The 17,001-nt window shown below is 47.2% G+C and carries 20 protein-coding genes; 3 read left to right on the top strand and 17 right to left on the bottom strand.

All coding sequences use genetic code 11. The features are described 5' to 3' along the window. Positions 1-48: 48 nt before the first annotated feature. From spo0A to aroQ, 15 genes are all read right to left on the bottom strand, one after another. Positions 49-780, bottom strand: coding sequence for a sporulation transcription factor Spo0A (gene spo0A, locus KNO87_RS07195; protein ID WP_214794691.1), 732 nt, complete (start codon positions 778-780; stop codon positions 49-51). Further along, positions 781-2,478, bottom strand: a complete 1,698-nt coding sequence (gene recN / locus KNO87_RS07190; RefSeq protein WP_214787532.1) for a DNA repair protein RecN — start codon at positions 2,476-2,478, stop codon at positions 781-783. Positions 2,479-2,491: 13 nt separating this feature from the next. After that, positions 2,492-2,941, bottom strand: a complete 450-nt coding sequence (gene ahrC, locus KNO87_RS07185; RefSeq protein ID WP_214787530.1) for a transcriptional regulator AhrC/ArgR — start codon at positions 2,939-2,941, stop codon at positions 2,492-2,494. A gap of 155 nt (positions 2,942-3,096) precedes the next feature. Next, positions 3,097-3,912 carry a TlyA family RNA methyltransferase gene (locus KNO87_RS07180; RefSeq protein ID WP_214794689.1) on the bottom strand — a complete coding sequence of 272 codons (816 nt, stop codon included), beginning with the start codon at positions 3,910-3,912 and terminating at the stop codon, positions 3,097-3,099. A 6-nt stretch (positions 3,913-3,918) separates the two neighbouring features. Beyond that, positions 3,919-5,811, bottom strand: a complete 1,893-nt coding sequence (dxs, locus tag KNO87_RS07175; protein WP_214794687.1) for a 1-deoxy-D-xylulose-5-phosphate synthase — start codon at positions 5,809-5,811, stop codon at positions 3,919-3,921. 124 nt (positions 5,812-5,935) lie between these two features. Continuing rightward, positions 5,936-6,814, bottom strand: coding sequence for a polyprenyl synthetase family protein (locus KNO87_RS07170; protein WP_214787524.1), 879 nt, complete (start codon positions 6,812-6,814; stop codon positions 5,936-5,938). After that, complete coding sequence (gene xseB / locus KNO87_RS07165; protein WP_214787522.1) at positions 6,811-7,035, bottom strand: exodeoxyribonuclease VII small subunit; 225 nt, start codon at positions 7,033-7,035, stop codon at positions 6,811-6,813. Before xseB ends, KNO87_RS07170 begins: the two co-directional genes overlap by 4 nt. Continuing rightward, positions 7,010-8,356 (bottom strand): exodeoxyribonuclease VII large subunit, encoded by a 1,347-nt coding sequence (gene xseA / locus KNO87_RS07160; RefSeq protein ID WP_214794685.1) that lies wholly within the window; start codon positions 8,354-8,356, stop codon positions 7,010-7,012. The genes xseB and xseA overlap by 26 nt, the downstream gene beginning before the upstream one ends. Next, positions 8,349-9,185, bottom strand: a complete 837-nt coding sequence (gene folD / locus KNO87_RS07155) for a bifunctional methylenetetrahydrofolate dehydrogenase/methenyltetrahydrofolate cyclohydrolase FolD (protein ID WP_214787518.1) — start codon at positions 9,183-9,185, stop codon at positions 8,349-8,351. Before folD ends, xseA begins: the two co-directional genes overlap by 8 nt. A 63-nt stretch (positions 9,186-9,248) precedes the next feature. Beyond that, positions 9,249-9,635 (bottom strand): transcription antitermination factor NusB, encoded by a 387-nt coding sequence (gene nusB / locus KNO87_RS07150; RefSeq protein ID WP_214794683.1) that lies wholly within the window; start codon positions 9,633-9,635, stop codon positions 9,249-9,251. A gap of 112 nt (positions 9,636-9,747) precedes the next feature. Further along, positions 9,748-11,091 carry an acetyl-CoA carboxylase biotin carboxylase subunit gene (accC, locus tag KNO87_RS07145; RefSeq protein WP_214794681.1) on the bottom strand — a complete coding sequence of 448 codons (1,344 nt, stop codon included), beginning with the start codon at positions 11,089-11,091 and terminating at the stop codon, positions 9,748-9,750. 7 nt (positions 11,092-11,098) lie between these two features. Further along, positions 11,099-11,548, bottom strand: a complete 450-nt coding sequence (gene accB, locus KNO87_RS07140; protein WP_214787512.1) for an acetyl-CoA carboxylase biotin carboxyl carrier protein — start codon at positions 11,546-11,548, stop codon at positions 11,099-11,101. A gap of 117 nt (positions 11,549-11,665) precedes the next feature. Next, complete coding sequence (gene efp / locus KNO87_RS07135) at positions 11,666-12,232, bottom strand: elongation factor P (RefSeq protein ID WP_214692975.1); 567 nt, start codon at positions 12,230-12,232, stop codon at positions 11,666-11,668. A gap of 29 nt (positions 12,233-12,261) precedes the next feature. Beyond that, the gene (locus KNO87_RS07130; RefSeq protein ID WP_312846164.1) at positions 12,262-13,329 is read right to left on the bottom strand and encodes a M24 family metallopeptidase; all 1,068 of its coding nucleotides are present in this window, start codon (positions 13,327-13,329) and stop codon (positions 12,262-12,264) included. Then, positions 13,325-13,762: a type II 3-dehydroquinate dehydratase gene (gene aroQ, locus KNO87_RS07125; RefSeq protein WP_214794679.1), complete on the bottom strand. Its 438-nt coding sequence runs from the start codon at positions 13,760-13,762 to the stop codon at positions 13,325-13,327. Before aroQ ends, KNO87_RS07130 begins: the two co-directional genes overlap by 5 nt. Positions 13,763-13,903: 141 nt before the next feature. Between aroQ and KNO87_RS07120 the strand changes: the two genes are divergently transcribed. Together KNO87_RS07120 and KNO87_RS07115 are read left to right on the top strand one after the other, a co-directional pair. Further along, positions 13,904-14,845 carry a DUF1385 domain-containing protein gene (locus KNO87_RS07120; RefSeq protein ID WP_214787506.1) on the top strand — a complete coding sequence of 314 codons (942 nt, stop codon included), beginning with the start codon at positions 13,904-13,906 and terminating at the stop codon, positions 14,843-14,845. Positions 14,846-14,859: 14 nt separating this feature from the next. Continuing rightward, positions 14,860-15,270, top strand: a complete 411-nt coding sequence (locus tag KNO87_RS07115; RefSeq protein WP_214794677.1) for an SA1362 family protein — start codon at positions 14,860-14,862, stop codon at positions 15,268-15,270. 22 nt (positions 15,271-15,292) lie between these two features. Here KNO87_RS07115 and hpt read toward each other — a convergent pair whose 3' ends face one another. Both hpt and mntR read right to left on the bottom strand, forming a co-directional pair. Next, positions 15,293-15,820 carry a hypoxanthine phosphoribosyltransferase gene (gene hpt, locus KNO87_RS07110; RefSeq protein ID WP_214787502.1) on the bottom strand — a complete coding sequence of 176 codons (528 nt, stop codon included), beginning with the start codon at positions 15,818-15,820 and terminating at the stop codon, positions 15,293-15,295. 174 nt (positions 15,821-15,994) lie between these two features. Continuing rightward, a complete protein-coding gene (gene mntR, locus KNO87_RS07105) occupies positions 15,995-16,423 on the bottom strand; it encodes a transcriptional regulator MntR (protein ID WP_074033309.1) in 429 nt (142 codons plus the stop codon). Between the two features lie 163 nt (positions 16,424-16,586). Here mntR and KNO87_RS07100 point away from each other — a divergent pair, with 163 nt between their 5' ends. Further along, complete coding sequence (locus KNO87_RS07100) at positions 16,587-16,967, top strand: rhodanese-like domain-containing protein (RefSeq protein ID WP_214787500.1); 381 nt, start codon at positions 16,587-16,589, stop codon at positions 16,965-16,967. The last annotated feature ends 34 nt before the right edge of the window (positions 16,968-17,001 follow it).

Below are 17,001 nucleotides of genomic sequence, written 5' to 3'. Positions count from 1 at the left end.
TTAAAAAAAGGACTAAGTCATTTGATGACTTAGTCCACCTTTAAAGATTCAATTACTTTTAAACGACAAGTACGTGACGAAATATGAAATGAACTCCGAGTTCTTTGGACTACGTTCACGCTCAGGTCGCCCTTCAAACATCTCATGGTCGCGCATTCCATTCTCCCATGCTGTCTTGATCGCGTGACGCATCGCCCGTTCCACACGTGATGAAGTCGTATCATGCTCTTTTGCCACCATCGGATATAATTCCTTGGTGATCAATCCAAGCAAATCTTGACGCTCGCGCACATAGATGACGGCTTGGCGGATATATTTGAATCCTTTGATTCGAGGAGAGATCCCAAGTTGTTGGAGCAAGAGCGAAATTTCAATTTCATCTGGAGACATTCCTTCAAACTCGCGATTAGCACCGTCCGACAGTTCACGAATTTTCGTTAACAATTGTTGAATATTGAACGGTTTGACGAGAAAGTAAGAGGCACCTAATTGAACCGCTTGTTTCGTCACTTCATCTTTTCCAAATGCACTCAACATGATCACTTCCGGCTTATCATCACCGAGTTCTTCATGTAGACGTTGCAAGACTCCGATTCCATCCAAATGAGGCATGATTATGTCGAGTAAGAGTACATCCGGTTGGTGTGTCTTGACGACATCCAAGCACGCTTCACCATCGTGCGCTGTTCCAACGACACGGAGATCAGGCTCAGATTCTAGTTGTCGGCTTAACAAATCGACGATTTCTCGATTGTCGTCCGCAATACATAATGTAATCACTTATGACACTCCTTTGATGAACTTCTGTTTTACTTGCTGTGACATTTCGAGCAACTCTTCCACATGTTGCTTCGTCAAGTCGGTCATTTGTATACCTGCGATCATTCGGCCGAGCTCGTCAATTCGGCTCTCTCGGTCGAGAGTGGCAACATTCGTCTTCGTCCGATCATTCGTCTCCGTCTTGGTGATGTAAAGATGTTGATCCGCCATCGCAGCGACTTGTGCTAAATGCGTGATACATAGCACTTGTGAACCGACAGACAAACGGAAGATTTTTTCTCCCATCGCTTGAGCGACGCGTCCAGATACTCCTGTATCAACCTCATCGAAGATAATCGATGCGACACCAACCGTTCGGGAGAAAATTGACTTAAGAGCTAACATGACCCGGGAAAGTTCTCCACCTGAAGCCACTTTCGCCAGCGGTTTGAAAGGTTCTCCGACGTTCGTCATCATATAAAATTCGACGTCGTCAAGACCGTCTTGTTTTAGTGTCGTCGTTCGGAATCGAACTTCAAACGCCGTTTTTTCCATATACAGTTCTTTTAGTTCTCGATGGATGGCGTGTTGAAGAGACTCGGCCGCCTCTTTACGAGCCGCGGACAGTCTTGTACCCGCCTCTTTTGCAACTTTTTCTAATCGGACGAGATCCTCTGACAAAGTTTGAAGAAGTTCCTCTCGATTAGTCATCGACTTCAACTCGTCAGATACTTGCTCTCCATAAGCGATGACTTCTTCAATTGTCGTTCCATATTTTCGTTTTAACTGTTGGAACAATGCCAGACGCGACTCGATTTCATCTAAACGAATTGGATCAAACTCGAGTGAGTCTAGTTGATCACGCAACTGAAACTTCGCATCTTCGAGTAAATAATAAGCATTTGAAATCGTTTCTGATACAGATGCAAGGGATGAGGATAATTGAGATGCTTCTTCCATTTCACGCATCGCGACCCCGATATGGTCAAGTCCATTCGACTCTTCCGCGACCGCTTCATAAGACAGACGAATATGTTGATGAATCCGTTCGAAGTTAGCCAGTTCATCACGTTCTTCTGTCAGCGCCTGTTCTTCCCCTGCTTTTAACTCAGCTGCCTCAATTTCTTTCGTTTGGAACGATAACAAATCCATTCGTTGCGCGAGCTCTTGTTCACTTTGACTGAGTCGTTTCAGTTCATCCGCGACTTGTTTCCAGGCTGCATAAGCTGTCTGATACTCCTCTAATAGTGGCCCGACTTCTTTTTCGGCAAAATGGTCGAGAATGCCTAAGTGAAATTCTGAGTCCATCAAGTGTTGGTGTTCATGCTGTCCATGAATATCCACGAGAAGTCGTCCGAATTCTCTCAACGTCGAGAGTGGCATCATCTTCCCATTCACACGACAGACACTTTTCCCGCTACTATGTAAGTCTCGGCGCAAAATGACTGTCCCATCTTCGATTTCGATGCCGTATTGTTCAGCCGCCTCAATCACCGGATGATCCGATTCCACCATGAACATCCCTTCGATTTCGGCCTTATCCTGACCATAACGAACGAACTCACTCGACCCACGTCCTCCAACAAGCAACCCAATCGCATCTAACAAAATCGATTTACCTGCACCCGTCTCACCTGTAAGAACGGTCATGCCCCGATTAAACGGAATGTTTAATTCGTCGATAATCGCAAACTGTTTGATTGATAGTTCTGCTAACATACGTACTTTCACCTCATAACATTCCGAGTAGTCGATCAATAATCTGCTTCGCTTTGTCCTCATCGCGAGCAATCATGAGAATTGTGTCATCTCCACAAACCGTTCCAATCAATTCATCCCATGATAGATGATCAATCAAGACACCAATCGCATCCGCATTACCAGGTAACACTTTCATGACGACCAAGTTTTGAGCTGAATCGACTGAGACGAAACTGTCACTGAGGATGCGCTTCATTTTACCGTATGGGTTAAAGCGCTGATCCGCAGGCAAGCTGTATTTGTATCGCCCATCGTTCAAAGGTACTTTGACCAAATGTAACTCTTTAATATCCCGAGATACAGTAGCCTGTGTGACGGGATACCCTAAACGACGAAGCTCGTCTACTAGTTCATCTTGCGTTTCGATTTCACGATTCGTCACGATGTCTCGAATTTTAATCAATCGCTGTCCTTTATTCATAAGCGCTGACACCTCATTCTTCGTTTCACATACACATTATCATTCTAAAGTATTGTCGAAAAAAGGTCTAGCATTCCAGAGGTGATTTCCACCATTCTCCATCTCTTCTTCTACAATCATAAAAAGCTACAGACAAATCTGTCTGTAGCCATCGCTTACCCTTTTAATTTGGTGTGGGCCGCATCCACAACATCTTCGACTCGGAGTGATGGCGTGACGCCCCCTACTCCCGTATAACGGGCGAATAACAGGAACTCAATGTTTCCATCTCCACCCGTAATCGGGGAGTAATCCAGTCCTTCGACAAAGAACCCTTCCGATGCGAAATAGCGAACCATATCGCTCGCCACCCGCTCATGAACATCACGATCTCGCACAATCCCCTTTTTCCCAACGTCGGCTTTACCGGCTTCGAATTGAGGTTTTACGAGGGCCATGACGACACCGTCCTGCTTTAGAATTTCTTTAAGAGGTGGCAACATGAGACGAAGTGAGATGAAAGAAACATCAATCGTCGCAAAATCTGGCTTGGTTGGGAATTGATCGACTGTCGCATGACGGAAGTTCATCCGCTCCATGACAACGACTCGATCATCGCTCCGAAGCTTCCAGGCTAGCTGATTGTATCCGACATCGACCGCATACATTTGCGTCGCACCGTTTTGAAGTGCACAGTCTGTAAATCCTCCGGTAGAGGAGCCGATATCAATCCCAACACGTCCTTCGACGTCGAGCGGGAACACTTGTAGTGCTTTCTCGAGTTTCAGCCCTCCTCGTCCGACATACGGAAGCACTTGACCTTTCACTTCAAGAGGGATATCGTCAAACACTTTATCGCCCGCCTTGTCTAGGCGCTCGGTCCCACTGTAGACGAGACCGGCCATGACAGAACGTTTCGCCTTCTCTCGTGTTTCAGCGAGTCCGCGTTCGACGAGTAGTACATCTAATCTTGTTTTCGTTCTTTTTTCCATAATCCCTCACACATTCTGTCGATTTGTCTCCATGACGAACCGTTCAATCGATTCTGCCATTTGGTTTGGTCGGAGACCAATCTCTTCTAAGAGTTGATTGACACCACCGTGCTCGATATACCGGTCCGGAATCCCGAGACGTTGAATCCGCGGGAACGCTCCTGCTTCATTCGCATGTTCGAGCACACTGCTCCCAAAACCACCTGCGAGCGCCGCTTCCTCAAGCGTCACGAGCGGAATACCTTCTGCATATAAAGAGGCGAGCATTGCATCATCGAGCGGCTTAATCGTGCGACAATTGATGACGCGTACACTGAGCTTGCCTTCTAACAATGAACGTACTTCCAAAGCGTCTTGAACTTGTGGTCCGAACGTCAGAATCGCGACATCTGTCCCTTCTGCCTCGACTTCCCAATCATCAAGAGAGATTTCTTGGAGCGTATCACTCATTGGTACGCCAATCCCTTCCCCACGCGGGAAACGGATTGCAATCGGTCCACCATCATAGCGAAGCGCTGAATAAACGAGTTGTTGCAACTCTTCTTCATCTTTCGCCATCAAGATTCGAATGTTCGGTACGTGACGCATGAAAGCGATATCGAATACACCTTGGTGTGTCTCTCCGTCTGCTCCAACAAGTCCTGAACGGTCGATTGTGAACACGACGTTTAGATTTTGACGACAAATGTCATGGACGAGTTGGTCATACGCGCGTTGGAAGAACGTCGAATAGATCGAGACGACCGGTTTTAGTCCTTGTGTCGCCTGACCACCTGCAAGTGTTACCGCATGTTGTTCGGCAATCCCGACGTCAAACATGCGTTCCGGGAATTTCTTCGTGAAACAGTCGAGTTTTGACCCGACACTCATTGCCGGCGTGATCAATGTGACGCGCTCATCCGTTTCTGCCACTTTCGTGATTGTCTCGGCAACGACTTTCGAGTAGCTCGGGCCTTTCGGTTTCCCTTTAATCACTTCACCTGACTCGATTTTATAAGGTCCTAATCCGTGCCATGTTCCGACACCGTCTAACTCAGCGGGACGATAACCCTTCCCTTTTTTCGTGATGACGTGAACGAGAACAGGTCCATCGATTTTTTTCGCATACTCAAGTGTTTCAAGTAAGTCTTTCAAATCGTGGCCGTCAGTCGGTCCGAAATAAGTGAAGCCGAGTTCTTCAAAGAACGTGCCCGGAATGAGTGCGGATTTTAATAAATCTTTCACTCGCTCCCCACTCCGTTCGAGTGAGTTGCCGACGAGTGGAATGTGTTTAATAATGGATTCCATCTCTTCACGCGCGTGTTTCAATTTACGCGAAGCACGGATTCGGCCGAGCATATTATGCATCGCCCCGACATTCGGTGCAATCGACATCTCATTATCGTTCAAGATGACAATGACATTTTGCTTCTCGGCACCGATATGGTTCAATGCCTCGAGCGCCATTCCTCCAGTCAATGCCCCATCGCCAATGATTGCGATGGCACGGTCGTTCGCACGGCTTTTTAATTCATTCGCGATCGCAATCCCCATAGCTGCTGAAAGCGAAGTCGAACTATGCCCGGTTTCCCACACATCATGTTCACTCTCACAACGTTTTGGGAAGCCACATAACCCATTGTATTGTCGAAGGGTATCAAACTGGCTCGTACGTCCTGTCAAAATTTTATGAACATACGCCTGATGACCGACGTCCCATACAAGTTGGTCTTTCGGACTGTCAAATACACGGTGCAAGGCTAGCGTCAACTCCACAACTCCTAAGTTTGGCGCCAAATGCCCTCCCGTCACTGCCAATTTTTCAATCAAGAATCGTCTAATGTCTGAGCCGAGTGATTCGAGTTCGGTTACAGACATCCTTTTCAGGAATGACGGGTCTTGAATGGATGTCAAGTCCATAATGACCATCCTTTCTCCTCACATTTTACTGATTCGTACCTTACATTTTACAAGAATGTGACGGTAGATGCCACACATTCCCCAAAACAAAGGTGACACGATGTGCTCATCGTGTCACCAGAGGTCAATGATTTCGTTTCACTACAAACGCCAACAAGTCCAATAACAGGGGAGCTGGAGTTGAGAGCGACTCGATTGCAAAGGTCGCCGCCTCAACTTCTGCATCGAGCGCACGCTTCGCTCCGTCCAATCCGAGTAATTTCGGATATGTCGTTTTTTCATTCTCTTCATCCGAACCGACACGTTTCCCGATTGTCTGTTCATCTCCGACGACATCCAAAATATCGTCTTGAATCTGAAACGCAATGCCGAGGTGACGACCGAACTGTTTTAATTGGGACCGATCTTCTTCCGATACGCCGGCAAGGATCCCACCCGCTTCAAGTGCATAGACAAGAAGGGCTCCGGTCTTCCGCTCATGAATGGATTGAAGTTCCTGTAACGTGACGTCATTCCGCTTTTCAGCGAGCATATCGTCCAGCTGACCGCCGACCATACCTGAGCTACCGGCTGCTAGACCGAAAGCCTCGATGATTTTAACTTTTTCTACGGCAGGGAGCGACATGTGTGCGAGAATACGAAACGCATCTGTCAGAAGCGCGTCACCCGCTAAAATTGCAGTCGCCTCATCAAACTGTCGGTGATTCGTCGGACGACCTCGGCGAAGGTCATCATCATCCATCGCCGGTAAATCGTCATGAATCAGCGAATATGTATGGACCATTTCGAGTGCCGCCGCAACCTCATTCCCTCGTTCGAGTGGTACACCGTATGTTTCAAGAACAGCATAGACGAGTGCAGGACGAATTCGTTTCCCGCCCGCTTCTAAGGAATATGACATCGCATCGCGAAGCCGCGTTGGCATATCACTCGCCTCAATGAGCAAACGCATCGATTCTTCGACAGTTCGCTTCCACTTGTTCAAGTCATCCGTTCGGTTCATGAGGACCCTCCTTTTTCACGCAGGGTGCCATCTAGCTCTAGAATTTCGTCCATCTTCTTTTCAGCGGCCGAGAGTTTTGTCTGGCACAAAGCAGATAACCGGACACCTTCTTCATATAAAGTCATCGCTTCTTCTAGCGGCACATCACCGGTTTCGAGTTGCGCGACAATCTGTTCAAGTCGTTCAAGCGCTGCTTCAAACGTCTGTTCTTGTTTCGTCACCAACAATCCTCTCCTTCACTTCAGCGACAGCATGACCGTCCCGAAAACGAATCGAGATGTTCCCATCTCGTAATTCTTTCACATTTTGCACGTATGCCCCGTCTTGTTCGATAAACGTATAACCTCGTGATAAGACGGCGAGCGGGCTGACCGCATGCAATCTTCCAACCTGTTGTGCAAATTGTTGCTTTGACTGTTCTATCGGTTTTGTCCGACGGAGTCGATCGACCATTTGATTGACCTGCTCACCTTGCTTAGACAATTCTTTTGAGAACCGCTTCACATCAAGCTGTTGTGATAACTGACGGAGTTGATGCGTGGCTTCGGTGAGGTGTCGTTTCATTCCTTGCTCGAGCCGTATTTCTGACTGGGCAAACCGCTCTCGTTTCTGAGAAATCGTATATCGTGGTGATTTCAGCCCATAACTGTTAATCATACGTTCTACACGAGTCCGTGAATCATCGAGTTGAATTCTGACGGCTTTGTGCAGATGATTATCCAAACGTTCTACATCTTTCCGCTGTGCGTCGATCATCGCTGTAGCGAGTTCTGCCGCCGCTGTTGGGGTAGCAGCCCGAACATCTGCGACAAAATCAGAAAGTGTATAGTCTGTCTCGTGCCCGACAGCAGAAATGATTGGGATCGTCGATGCATAGATGGCATCTATCACGACATCTTCATTAAACGCCCACAATTCTTCAATCGAACCACCACCGCGACCGACGATCAGCACATCACAGTCGGTCCGTTCATTCATCCAGCGAATGGCAGAAGCCACTTGCGGGGCAGCCATCTCACCTTGTACGGCTACAGGGGCAAATGTGATGGCAACATGGGGCGCCCGACGCCGAAGCGTGGTCGCGATATCATGTAGCGCTGCACCTTTTGGAGATGTGACAATTCCAATGCGCTCCGGAAACGTCGGAAGGGGTTGTTTCTGTTCTGCATCAAACCAACCTTTTTCCTCAAGTTCACGTTTTCTAGCTTCATACCGTTCATATAACAAGCCGATGCCATCTTGGCGCATCAGTTCAACGTACAGTTGTACATCCCCGGTCGCTTCATACATCGTCACTCTCGAGACAGCGATGACCTTCATCCCGTCTTTCGGTTCGAACTGAAGTTGTTTCGCATCTCGAGAAAACATCACAGCTTTCATCCGAGACACATCATCTTTCAAGGTGAAATAACAATGTCCGGAGGAATAACGTTTGAAATTTGAAATCTCACCGATGACCGCGACTTGTCGAAGCAATACATCATCATCGAGTTGCCGTTTCACATATCGGACAACTTCGGAGACCGGAAGTGGATTAGCCACGTGACGCTACCTCGACCGTGTTATGCATGAGCATCGTGATGGTCATCGGACCGACACCGCCAGGAACCGGCGTAATCGCACTCGCCTTTTCTTTTACAGCCTCATAATCGACGTCACCAACGAGACGCCCTTCGACACGATTGACGCCGACGTCGATGACGAGCGCTCCAGGTTTGACCATGTCCGCTGTTACAAGCCCTGCACGTCCAACCGCGACAATTAAAATATCAGCTTGTCGTGTCATGGCTCCTAGGTCATCTGTTTTCGAGTGACAATACGTGACCGTAGCGGATTCATTTAAGAACAGCATGCCAACTGGTTTTCCTACGATTTGACTGCGCCCGACAACGACAACATGCTTCCCAGCGATCTCAGTTTGTGTCTTTGCGAGATGCAAGATGCCGTGAGGTGTACATGGCAGCAATGTGTCCAGACCGAGCATCATCTTCCCGACGTTCTCCGGGTGGAACCCGTCTACATCCTTTTCAGGAGAAATGCGCATGATGACTCGTGATTCGTCGATCTGTTTTGGTAGTGGGAGTTGCACGAGAATCCCGTGAACTTCCTCATCCTCATTCATCAAGTCAATCAAGTCGAGTAATTCTTTCTCGCTAATCGTTTCATCAAAACGGAGCACTTGTGAATCAATCCCGATTTCCTGTGCCGCCCGTTCTTTCCCGCGTACATAGCTATGACTTGCAGGGTCATCCCCAATCAATACTACTTTCAATTTCGGTACGATGCCGCGTGCGCGAAGTTCTGTCACACGCTCTTTTAACGTTTCTCGATATGATGCTGCCACTTGTTTCCCGTCGATCACTACTGCCATCTCTCTCATCCCCCGTTGTCTTTAGGTTTTTCTGTAGTTGGTCTGGTGTCTTATCTCTATTTTTTAGTCTTCTTTAATGATGTTGCCAAGTACGCCATTCACGAGCTTACCGGCTTCTTCGTCTCCGAACGCTTTCGCGAGTTCGACTGCCTCGTTGATGGTAACGTTCTCCGGAATCGTTTCGACATACAATAATTCGAACGTCGCCATTCGTAAAATCGTGCGTTCCACATTTCCTAGACGATCCAAGCGCCAGTTTTTCAAGTTATCGACGAGTAAGGCGTCGATATCCTCTTGATGCTCTAGCGTTCCTGTGACGAGTTGTTCGTAAAACGGATCCGACTCTTCACCGTCCAACGCAAACTCGATTGCTTCGTCTACCTCTAATTTAGATACTTCGATTTGAAAAAGCGTTTGAATCGCTTTCTCTCGTGCTTCATGACGTTTCATTCAGTTACTCTCCTTTTACATGCTTTCATTGTGATAGTTTAGCATAAAGCACTCATAAATTCAGTACAAAAAACCAGGAAGCCGAAATAATGTTCGGGCTTCCTGGTTGTTGTTATTTCGCCAATGACATTTCTTTTTCGACAAATTTCGTGTCGAATGTGCCGATTCGGAACTGCTCGTGTGCCATGACTTGCTGATGGAACGGAATCGTCGTTTTGATTCCTGAAACCGTAAACTCGTCCAAAGCGCGCAACATCTTCAAAATCGCCTCGTCACGCGTCGGTGCGTGCACAATCAACTTGGCGACCATCGAGTCATAAAACGGAGGAATCATCGCTCCTGCATAGAGACCGCTATCCACCCGAACACCCATACCGCCGGGAACGATATACTGATCGATTTTCCCCGCCATTGGACGGAAATCCATGAATGGATCTTCGGCGTTAATTCGGCATTCAATCGAATGCCCGGAGAAGGTGATGTCTTCTTGTGAGATGGCGAGCGGATGTCCGAGCGCCACCTCGAGTTGTGCTTGCACGAGATCAAAGCCGGTGATCATCTCCGTGACAGGGTGCTCGACTTGAATCCGCGTATTCATTTCCATGAAATAAAATTCATTCGATTCCGGAACGTAGATGAACTCGATTGTCCCTGCTCCAGAATATTGAATCGCTTTCGCTGCCTTGACGGCCGCATCTCCCATCAATCGACGAGTAGTTTCGTCAATTGCAGGTGACGGCGCCTCTTCAACGAGTTTTTGCATACGTCGTTGAATTGTACAGTCGCGTTCCCCTAGATGAATCACGTTCCCGAATTGGTCAGCGAGGACCTGTACTTCAACGTGACGGAACGACTCGATAAATTTCTCAAGATAGACGTCTCCGTTACCGAACGCCTGCTTCGCCTCTTTGCGCGTCGCAATCAAACCTTGAATAAGTTCATCTTCGTCGCGGGCGACACGAATACCGCGTCCACCGCCACCTGCCGTCGCCTTAATGATGACCGGATAGCCCATCTCGCGTGCGAGTTCGACTGCCTCTTCATCTGTGACGACACCGCTAGAACCTGGGACGACCGGGACACCTGACTCAATCATCGTTCGTTTCGCCTCGTCTTTGATTCCCATTTTACGAATGGCATAGCTACTTGGACCGACGAATTGGATGCCACACGCCTCACACATCTCGGCAAATTCTGCGTTTTCAGCTAAAAAGCCATATCCCGGATGCACCATCGTCGCGTCTACGGCGCAGGCGACCGATAAGATGTTTGGAATATTCAAATACGAGTCTTTTGATGGGTTTGGTCCGATACAGTACGCCTCATCAGCCAAATGGACATGTAACGCTTCACGATCTGCTTCCGAAAAGACGGCGACCGTCGGAATATTCAATTCTTTTGCTGCACGTATGATTCGAACCGCGATTTCTCCGCGGTTAGCGATTAATAATTTCATAACGACCTCACTTCACGCTGAAGAGCGGTTGACCGAATTCGACGAGATCGCCATCGGCGACGAGCACTTCGACGATTTCGCCACTGATTTCCGCTTCCACATCGTTAAACAGTTTCATCGCCTCTAAAATACAGACGATTTGCCCCGACTCCACTCGATCACCTACGTTGACGAAGGCTTCCTTATCCGGAGCTGGACGTGAGTAAAATGTTCCGACCATCGGAGACGTGATTGTACGATAAGACGCTTTTTCTGGCGCCGATTGTTCTGTGTTTTCTTCTACTTGAGGAGCAGGCGCAGGTGGTGCGATTGCTTGTGTCTGCATCACTGGCGCGCTCATGACCGCTTGCGCTTCTTTCTTTAATGACAGTTTGAAATCAGATGTTTCAAGCTCCATTTCATGGACCGAAGACTGGTCCAACAGTTGAATGAGCTCTTTAATTTGATCGATTTGCATCTTTCTTACCCCCTGTTTATACCTGGTACTAATCTCCTCTTCACTATAACTGGTCAGACCAATGAATGCAACGAGAAAAAAAGAGCGCTCATTCATTCGAATGAACACTCTGTCTGATTAACCGTTGTAACGACCCATGAATTCTCCAGTACGTGTATCGACTGTCACTTTTTCACCTGGTTCGATGAAAAGTGGTACTTGAATGACATGTCCTGTTTCGACTGTCGCGTTTTTCTTCACGTTCGATGCTGTGTCCCCTTTGACGCCCGGGTCTGCTTCGATAATTGTTAACACGACGCTTGTCGGAAGCTCGATTCCAAGAATCTCGCCATTGTAGTCTGCGATGCTAACTTCCATGTTTTCGAGCAAGTAAGGAAGCGCTGCTTTCACTTGTTCGCTCGTCAACTCAAGTTGCTCGTACGATTCATTATCCATGAAGACATACGTGTCACCCATTGGATAGAGGTATTGCATACGCTTACGTTCGATATGCGCACGTTCGATTTTCTCTCCACCACGGAACGTCGTCTCTTGAATCGCTCCGTTGCGCAAGTTACGCATTTTCGTACGTACGAATGCCGCACCTTTACCTGGTTTTACGTGTTGGAATTCGATGACTTGCCAAATCGAACCGTCAGACGTTTTGACTGTCAATCCTGTTTTTAAATCGTTAACTGATACCATGTTGATTTCCTCCTAAATTCAGACGAGACTCAAGCCTCGATCGTAATTAATTCTTTTGGCGACTGCGTCAGACGGTAGCATCCGTCTTCCGTAATGACGACATCGTCCTCAATTCGGCAACCGCCGACACCGTTGATGTAAATACCCGGCTCAATCGTGACGACCATTCCAGGTTCGAGTACCGTTTCCGAGCGGAAAGATAAACCTGGCGCCTCATGCACTTCCATACCGAGACCATGACCCGTCGAGTGACCGAAGTATTCGCCATATCCCGCTTCTTTGATGATGTCTCGCGTCAATGCATCAGCTTCAATCCCTGTAATGCCAGCGCGTGTCCCTTCGACACCAGCAAGTTGGGCACGAAGGACTGTATCATAAATTTGACGCAACTCGTCCGAGATCGGACCGACTGCGAGAGTACGCGTAATATCTGAGCAGTACCCTTTGTAGTATGCACCAAAATCGAGTGTGACAAGTTCACCTGATTCGATGACTTTATCGCTCGCAACTCCGTGCGGAAGTGCCGAGCGAAGACCAGAGGCGACAATCATATCGAACGATGATGAATCAGCACCTTTAGAGCGCATGAACATTTCAAGTTCGTTCGCGACTTCTCTTTCAGTGCGACCAGGACGGATGAACGTCTGGATATGTGCGTATGCCGCATCAGCGATTGCCGCAGCTTCCTTCATAATCTTAATCTCTGATTCATCCTTAATCAAGCGCAGTTTTTCCACGATTCCAGATGTCTCGACAAGATTTGCATCCACTTCTTTTTCATACGTGCGATATTGACCGACAGTCATCGCGTCCTGTTCGATCCCAAGTCGTGTGATTGACTCACGCGTCACGACATCTGCCACCGATTTAATGAGTGATGTATCGAGTTCGATGATGTCGAATCCGTTTACTTGATCGTTCGCTTGTTCCGTGTAACGGAAATCTGTGATGAAGCTTGCCGATTTCGCCGTGATGACGATGACACCGCTTGATCCGGTGAAACCAGATAAATAACGAATATTCTCACGTTTTGTAACGAGCAATGCGTCAATCTCGTTTGCCTCTAACTGTGCTTGCAGTTTGTTTACGCGTTCAATCATGTCGATTCCTCCAATGTTCGATTAGTGCATGCAGTGCCAACGTGTAGCTGGTGAGCCCAAACCCGGTAATGACACCTAAACATACGCCTGCGAGTTTCGACTCGTGGCGAAACGCCTCTCGGGCATGCACGTTCGAGATATGTACTTCAACGACCGGGGCAGCGATGGCGGATATGGCATCTCGAATCGCGATCGATGTGTGCGTATAAGCACCCGCATTTAAAATGACACCTTCATACTCATAGGCATCATGTAACGCGTCAATCAATTCTCCCTCGTGATTCGATTGTTTGAACGTAAGTTCGACTTCTTCCGGTGCAGCGAGCATCAATTCGGCAGCTAAGCCTTTTAACGACACATCCCCATACACGTCCGGCTCACGGCGACCGAGTAAATTTAAATTCGGTCCATTCAATACTAAAATCCGCAATCTTCTTCCCCCTCGTTCGTCAAGTCTTATCTATTGTAACAAATTTCTCGAAAGAACGTGAATCGAGCCTTCCGCACTTTCGTTTTTTTGATAAAACACGGTATAATTCAAGTACAACTCTGTAAGAATCGAGGAAAGTGAATGAATTCTAAACCAACCATTCCTGTCGGAGGACAGGCACTCGTGGAAGGCGTCATGTTCCAAGGCCGCTCCGAGAGCGCATCCGCCATTCGGCGAAAAGACGGTTCCATCGAAACGTTCGAACAAGCGCGAATCCTCGTCCCATGGGTCCAATCATTAAAAAAAGTACCGTTTCTCAGAGGGATTGTCGCGCTTTATGAATCACTGAAGAACGGATCGGCGCATATGAACTTTGCAAGCGACCGATATGATGTCGACCCGAGTGAAGATGTCAGCACAAACGAGGAACAGAAGCAGAGCATCTGGATGATCGCCTTCATTGCAATCATCGGTGTGATCTCTTACGTCTTCGGCAAGTTGATTTTCAACGTGACTCCAGCACTTCTTGCCGCAATGTTTCAAGATGTGCCGTTATTTTCTGGACACGTGGTTCAAAACCTCCTTGAAGGGGGAATAAAATTAGTATTGTTGCTCAGTTACCTCTATTTGATTTCGTTGACGCCACTCATCAAGCGCGTCTTCCAATATCACGGAGCTGAACACAAGGTCATCAACTGTTATGAGTCCGGACGTCCGATCACGGTCGAACAAGTTCGTCAAAGCTCACGTCTTCATTACCGTTGCGGGTCGAGCTTTATTTTGTTCACCGTCTTTGTCGGGATTGGCGTGTATATGATCGTCCCAATCGATCCACTTTGGCTACGACTCGTCAGCCGAATCGCGCTCTTACCTGTCGTCATCGGAATCTCATTTGAAGTCCTTCAATTCACCAATCGTTTCCGTGAACATCGCTTTCTGTCTTTCCTAGGCAAGCCAGGTCTGTCTCTCCAGTTATTGACAACTCGGGAACCAAGCGATGAACAGATCCAAGTCGCAATCGAAGCATTTGAGACATGGGAACGTAAAGAGTTAGGAGAATCGGTCATTCATAGAGAGGGATAAGAGGAGGAAGCACCATGATCAGACAAAGAGTAGGTTCGATCGCTGCAACAATCGTGTTTATCCTAGGCTTCATAGGGGTCGGGCATATGCTTGCCACCGATCCTGGTCGCTTATTTAGACAATTATTGTTCATCGGGATATTCGGGTTAGTCTTTTATGTGATCTATCGCGTTTTCATCGGGCGTCGTATGTCTCCAGAGGACATGCGCTATCGTAAAACTGCACAAGCCTCTAAAAAACGGATGCAAGGTAACCGTGGTCCTCAAGTTAAACCATCTGCGGCCACAAAGAATAAGAAGAATAGAAAACCGGGTTCGAACGTCACGAAGTTGTCGAAACGCTCGAACGTACATCGGAGCAATCCCCCACACCTTACGGTAATCGAGGGGAAAAAAGGGAAGAAGAAAAAGAAAGCAAACATGTAAAAGGAGCGCCGCGGCGCTCCTTTTATGTTGTCTCCACATACCCGATGTATGGTAAGTTACGATACTGTTCCGCATAGTCGATCCCATACCCGATAACAAACTCATCAGGGATTTCAAAGCCGACATAATCTGCGTCCAATTGTACGAGACGGCGTGCCGGTTTATCGAGGAGCGTACAGATTTTTAGTTGTTTTGGTTGATGAAGCTCCATATGCTTGCATAAGAACTTCAACGTCTGCCCTGTATCGATGATGTCTTCGATGATGACAACATATTTCCCTTCCACATCCAAGTCAAGGTCTTTACGAAGTTGTACACTGCCACTCGAAACAGTCTTTTTCCCATATGAAGACGTCGCGACCGTGTCGAGCTGTACACTTCCTTTCATATAACGCATTAAATCAGCAGCAAACACCATTGACCCTTTTAAAACTGCAACGATGACAATAGGAGTCCCATTTGCATCTTTCTCAATTTCTTCTGCTAATTCTTGTACCCGATCTCGAATTTGCTGTTCATCAAACAGCTTACCTTTAATTTGAATATCCATCAGTTCGGCGAATGTTCGCCGTCACCCCCTATTTCCTGAATCCACGATTTATCTTATCATATTTTATGTAGAAAGTTATACATTACACAATAAAATGTTATTTTCGTTCGTATTTGAGGTGGATATACCCTATAAAAAAACGTCAATCGTTTACATTGACGTTTTTTTAGTATGTTATTCTTCCGCAGCTCGCTCTTGTTCACGAAATTCTCTGAATTGATCCATCAGTTCTGGCTTGTCTTCAAAAAATTCCACAAACTGCGTCATACAATCGAGCGTGTTTGAACTGAGATGATGCTCGATCCCTTCGACATCTTCGTATACATCTGCTTCGTCGACTCCAATCAGACGTAAAAAAGACTCGAGCATCGCATGGCGCTCGACTAATCGTTTTCCTACTTTTTGACCTTTTTTCGTAAGCATGAGACCTCGATATTTTTCATACACGAGATATTCTTCACGGTCCAATTTTTGAACCATTTTGGTGACTGAGGAGGGATGAACCCCTAAATGTTCAGCGATGTCAGAAACACGTGCGTATCCTTTTTCTGACATGAGTAAATAAATGCGTTCTAAATAATCTTCCATACTCGGTGTCGGCATGGGCACGACCTCCCCTAATGTTCCGGTTTCCACTTTATATTTTATCCTAACTAACCTGAAATCGAAAGGGATAGCTCCGATTCAGTCAGTCAATCATTGTCTCGTGACCTTAAATTCATTATAATGAGATATGGTAACTTTGAAAGAGAAGGGAAGAACATCTATGGGAATTGAAACAATCCTCGTCATCCTCCTATGGGTTGCCTTGATCGCCTACATCGTATGGCGCTTCATGCCAGCTCGCGGGTTGAAAAAAATGAAACAAGAAGAATTCCGCGCTTCACTCCGCAAAGGACAATTGATTGACGTACGTGAACCGAATGAATATAAGGGTGGTCACATCGTCGGTGCACGAAACATCCCGGTCGGTCAATTGAAGATGCGCATGAAAGAATTACGTAAAGACCAACCAATCTTGATCTACTGCCAAGGAAGTTCACGCTCTAACCAGGCTGCAAAACTTCTCATGAAGAACGGATACAATAATATCTATATGCTTGATGGCGGCTTCAAGAACTGGAAAGGCAAGATTAAAAAAGCATAAAAAATGGCGGGTCGATTCAAATCGACCCGCTCTT

The sequence above is a fragment of the Exiguobacterium sp. s34 genome (assembly GCF_018617435.1).
Classification (GTDB): Bacteria; Bacillota; Bacilli; order Exiguobacteriales; family Exiguobacteriaceae; genus Exiguobacterium; species Exiguobacterium aestuarii.
This window is presented reverse-complemented; position numbering and strand designations above follow the sequence as displayed.

Bases quoted from the DNA above. Each gene is read 5' to 3' on its own strand.
- ahrC (WP_214787530.1), bottom strand. From the start codon at position 2,941: ATGAATAAAGGACAGCGATTGATTAAAATTCGAGACATCGTGACGAAT.
- mntR (WP_074033309.1), bottom strand. From the start codon at position 16,423: ATGCCGACACCGAGTATGGAAGATTATTTAGAACGCATTTATTTACTC.
- KNO87_RS07180 (WP_214794689.1), bottom strand. From the start codon at position 3,912: ATGGAAAAAAGAACGAAAACAAGATTAGATGTACTACTCGTCGAACGC.
- KNO87_RS07120 (WP_214787506.1), top strand. From the start codon at position 13,904: ATGAATTCTAAACCAACCATTCCTGTCGGAGGACAGGCACTCGTGGAA.
- accC (WP_214794681.1), bottom strand. From the start codon at position 11,091: ATGAAATTATTAATCGCTAACCGCGGAGAAATCGCGGTTCGAATCATA.
- nusB (WP_214794683.1), bottom strand. From the start codon at position 9,635: ATGAAACGTCATGAAGCACGAGAGAAAGCGATTCAAACGCTTTTTCAA.
- hpt (WP_214787502.1), bottom strand. From the start codon at position 15,820: ATGGATATTCAAATTAAAGGTAAGCTGTTTGATGAACAGCAAATTCGA.
- recN (WP_214787532.1), bottom strand. From the start codon at position 2,478: ATGTTAGCAGAACTATCAATCAAACAGTTTGCGATTATCGACGAATTA.
- folD (WP_214787518.1), bottom strand. From the start codon at position 9,185: ATGGCAGTAGTGATCGACGGGAAACAAGTGGCAGCATCATATCGAGAA.
- KNO87_RS07170 (WP_214787524.1), bottom strand. From the start codon at position 6,814: ATGAACCGAACGGATGACTTGAACAAGTGGAAGCGAACTGTCGAAGAA.
- dxs (WP_214794687.1), bottom strand. From the start codon at position 5,811: ATGGACTTGACATCCATTCAAGACCCGTCATTCCTGAAAAGGATGTCT.
- efp (WP_214692975.1), bottom strand. From the start codon at position 12,232: ATGGTATCAGTTAACGATTTAAAAACAGGATTGACAGTCAAAACGTCT.
- KNO87_RS07115 (WP_214794677.1), top strand. From the start codon at position 14,860: ATGATCAGACAAAGAGTAGGTTCGATCGCTGCAACAATCGTGTTTATC.
- accB (WP_214787512.1), bottom strand. From the start codon at position 11,548: ATGCAAATCGATCAAATTAAAGAGCTCATTCAACTGTTGGACCAGTCT.
- KNO87_RS07100 (WP_214787500.1), top strand. From the start codon at position 16,587: ATGGGAATTGAAACAATCCTCGTCATCCTCCTATGGGTTGCCTTGATC.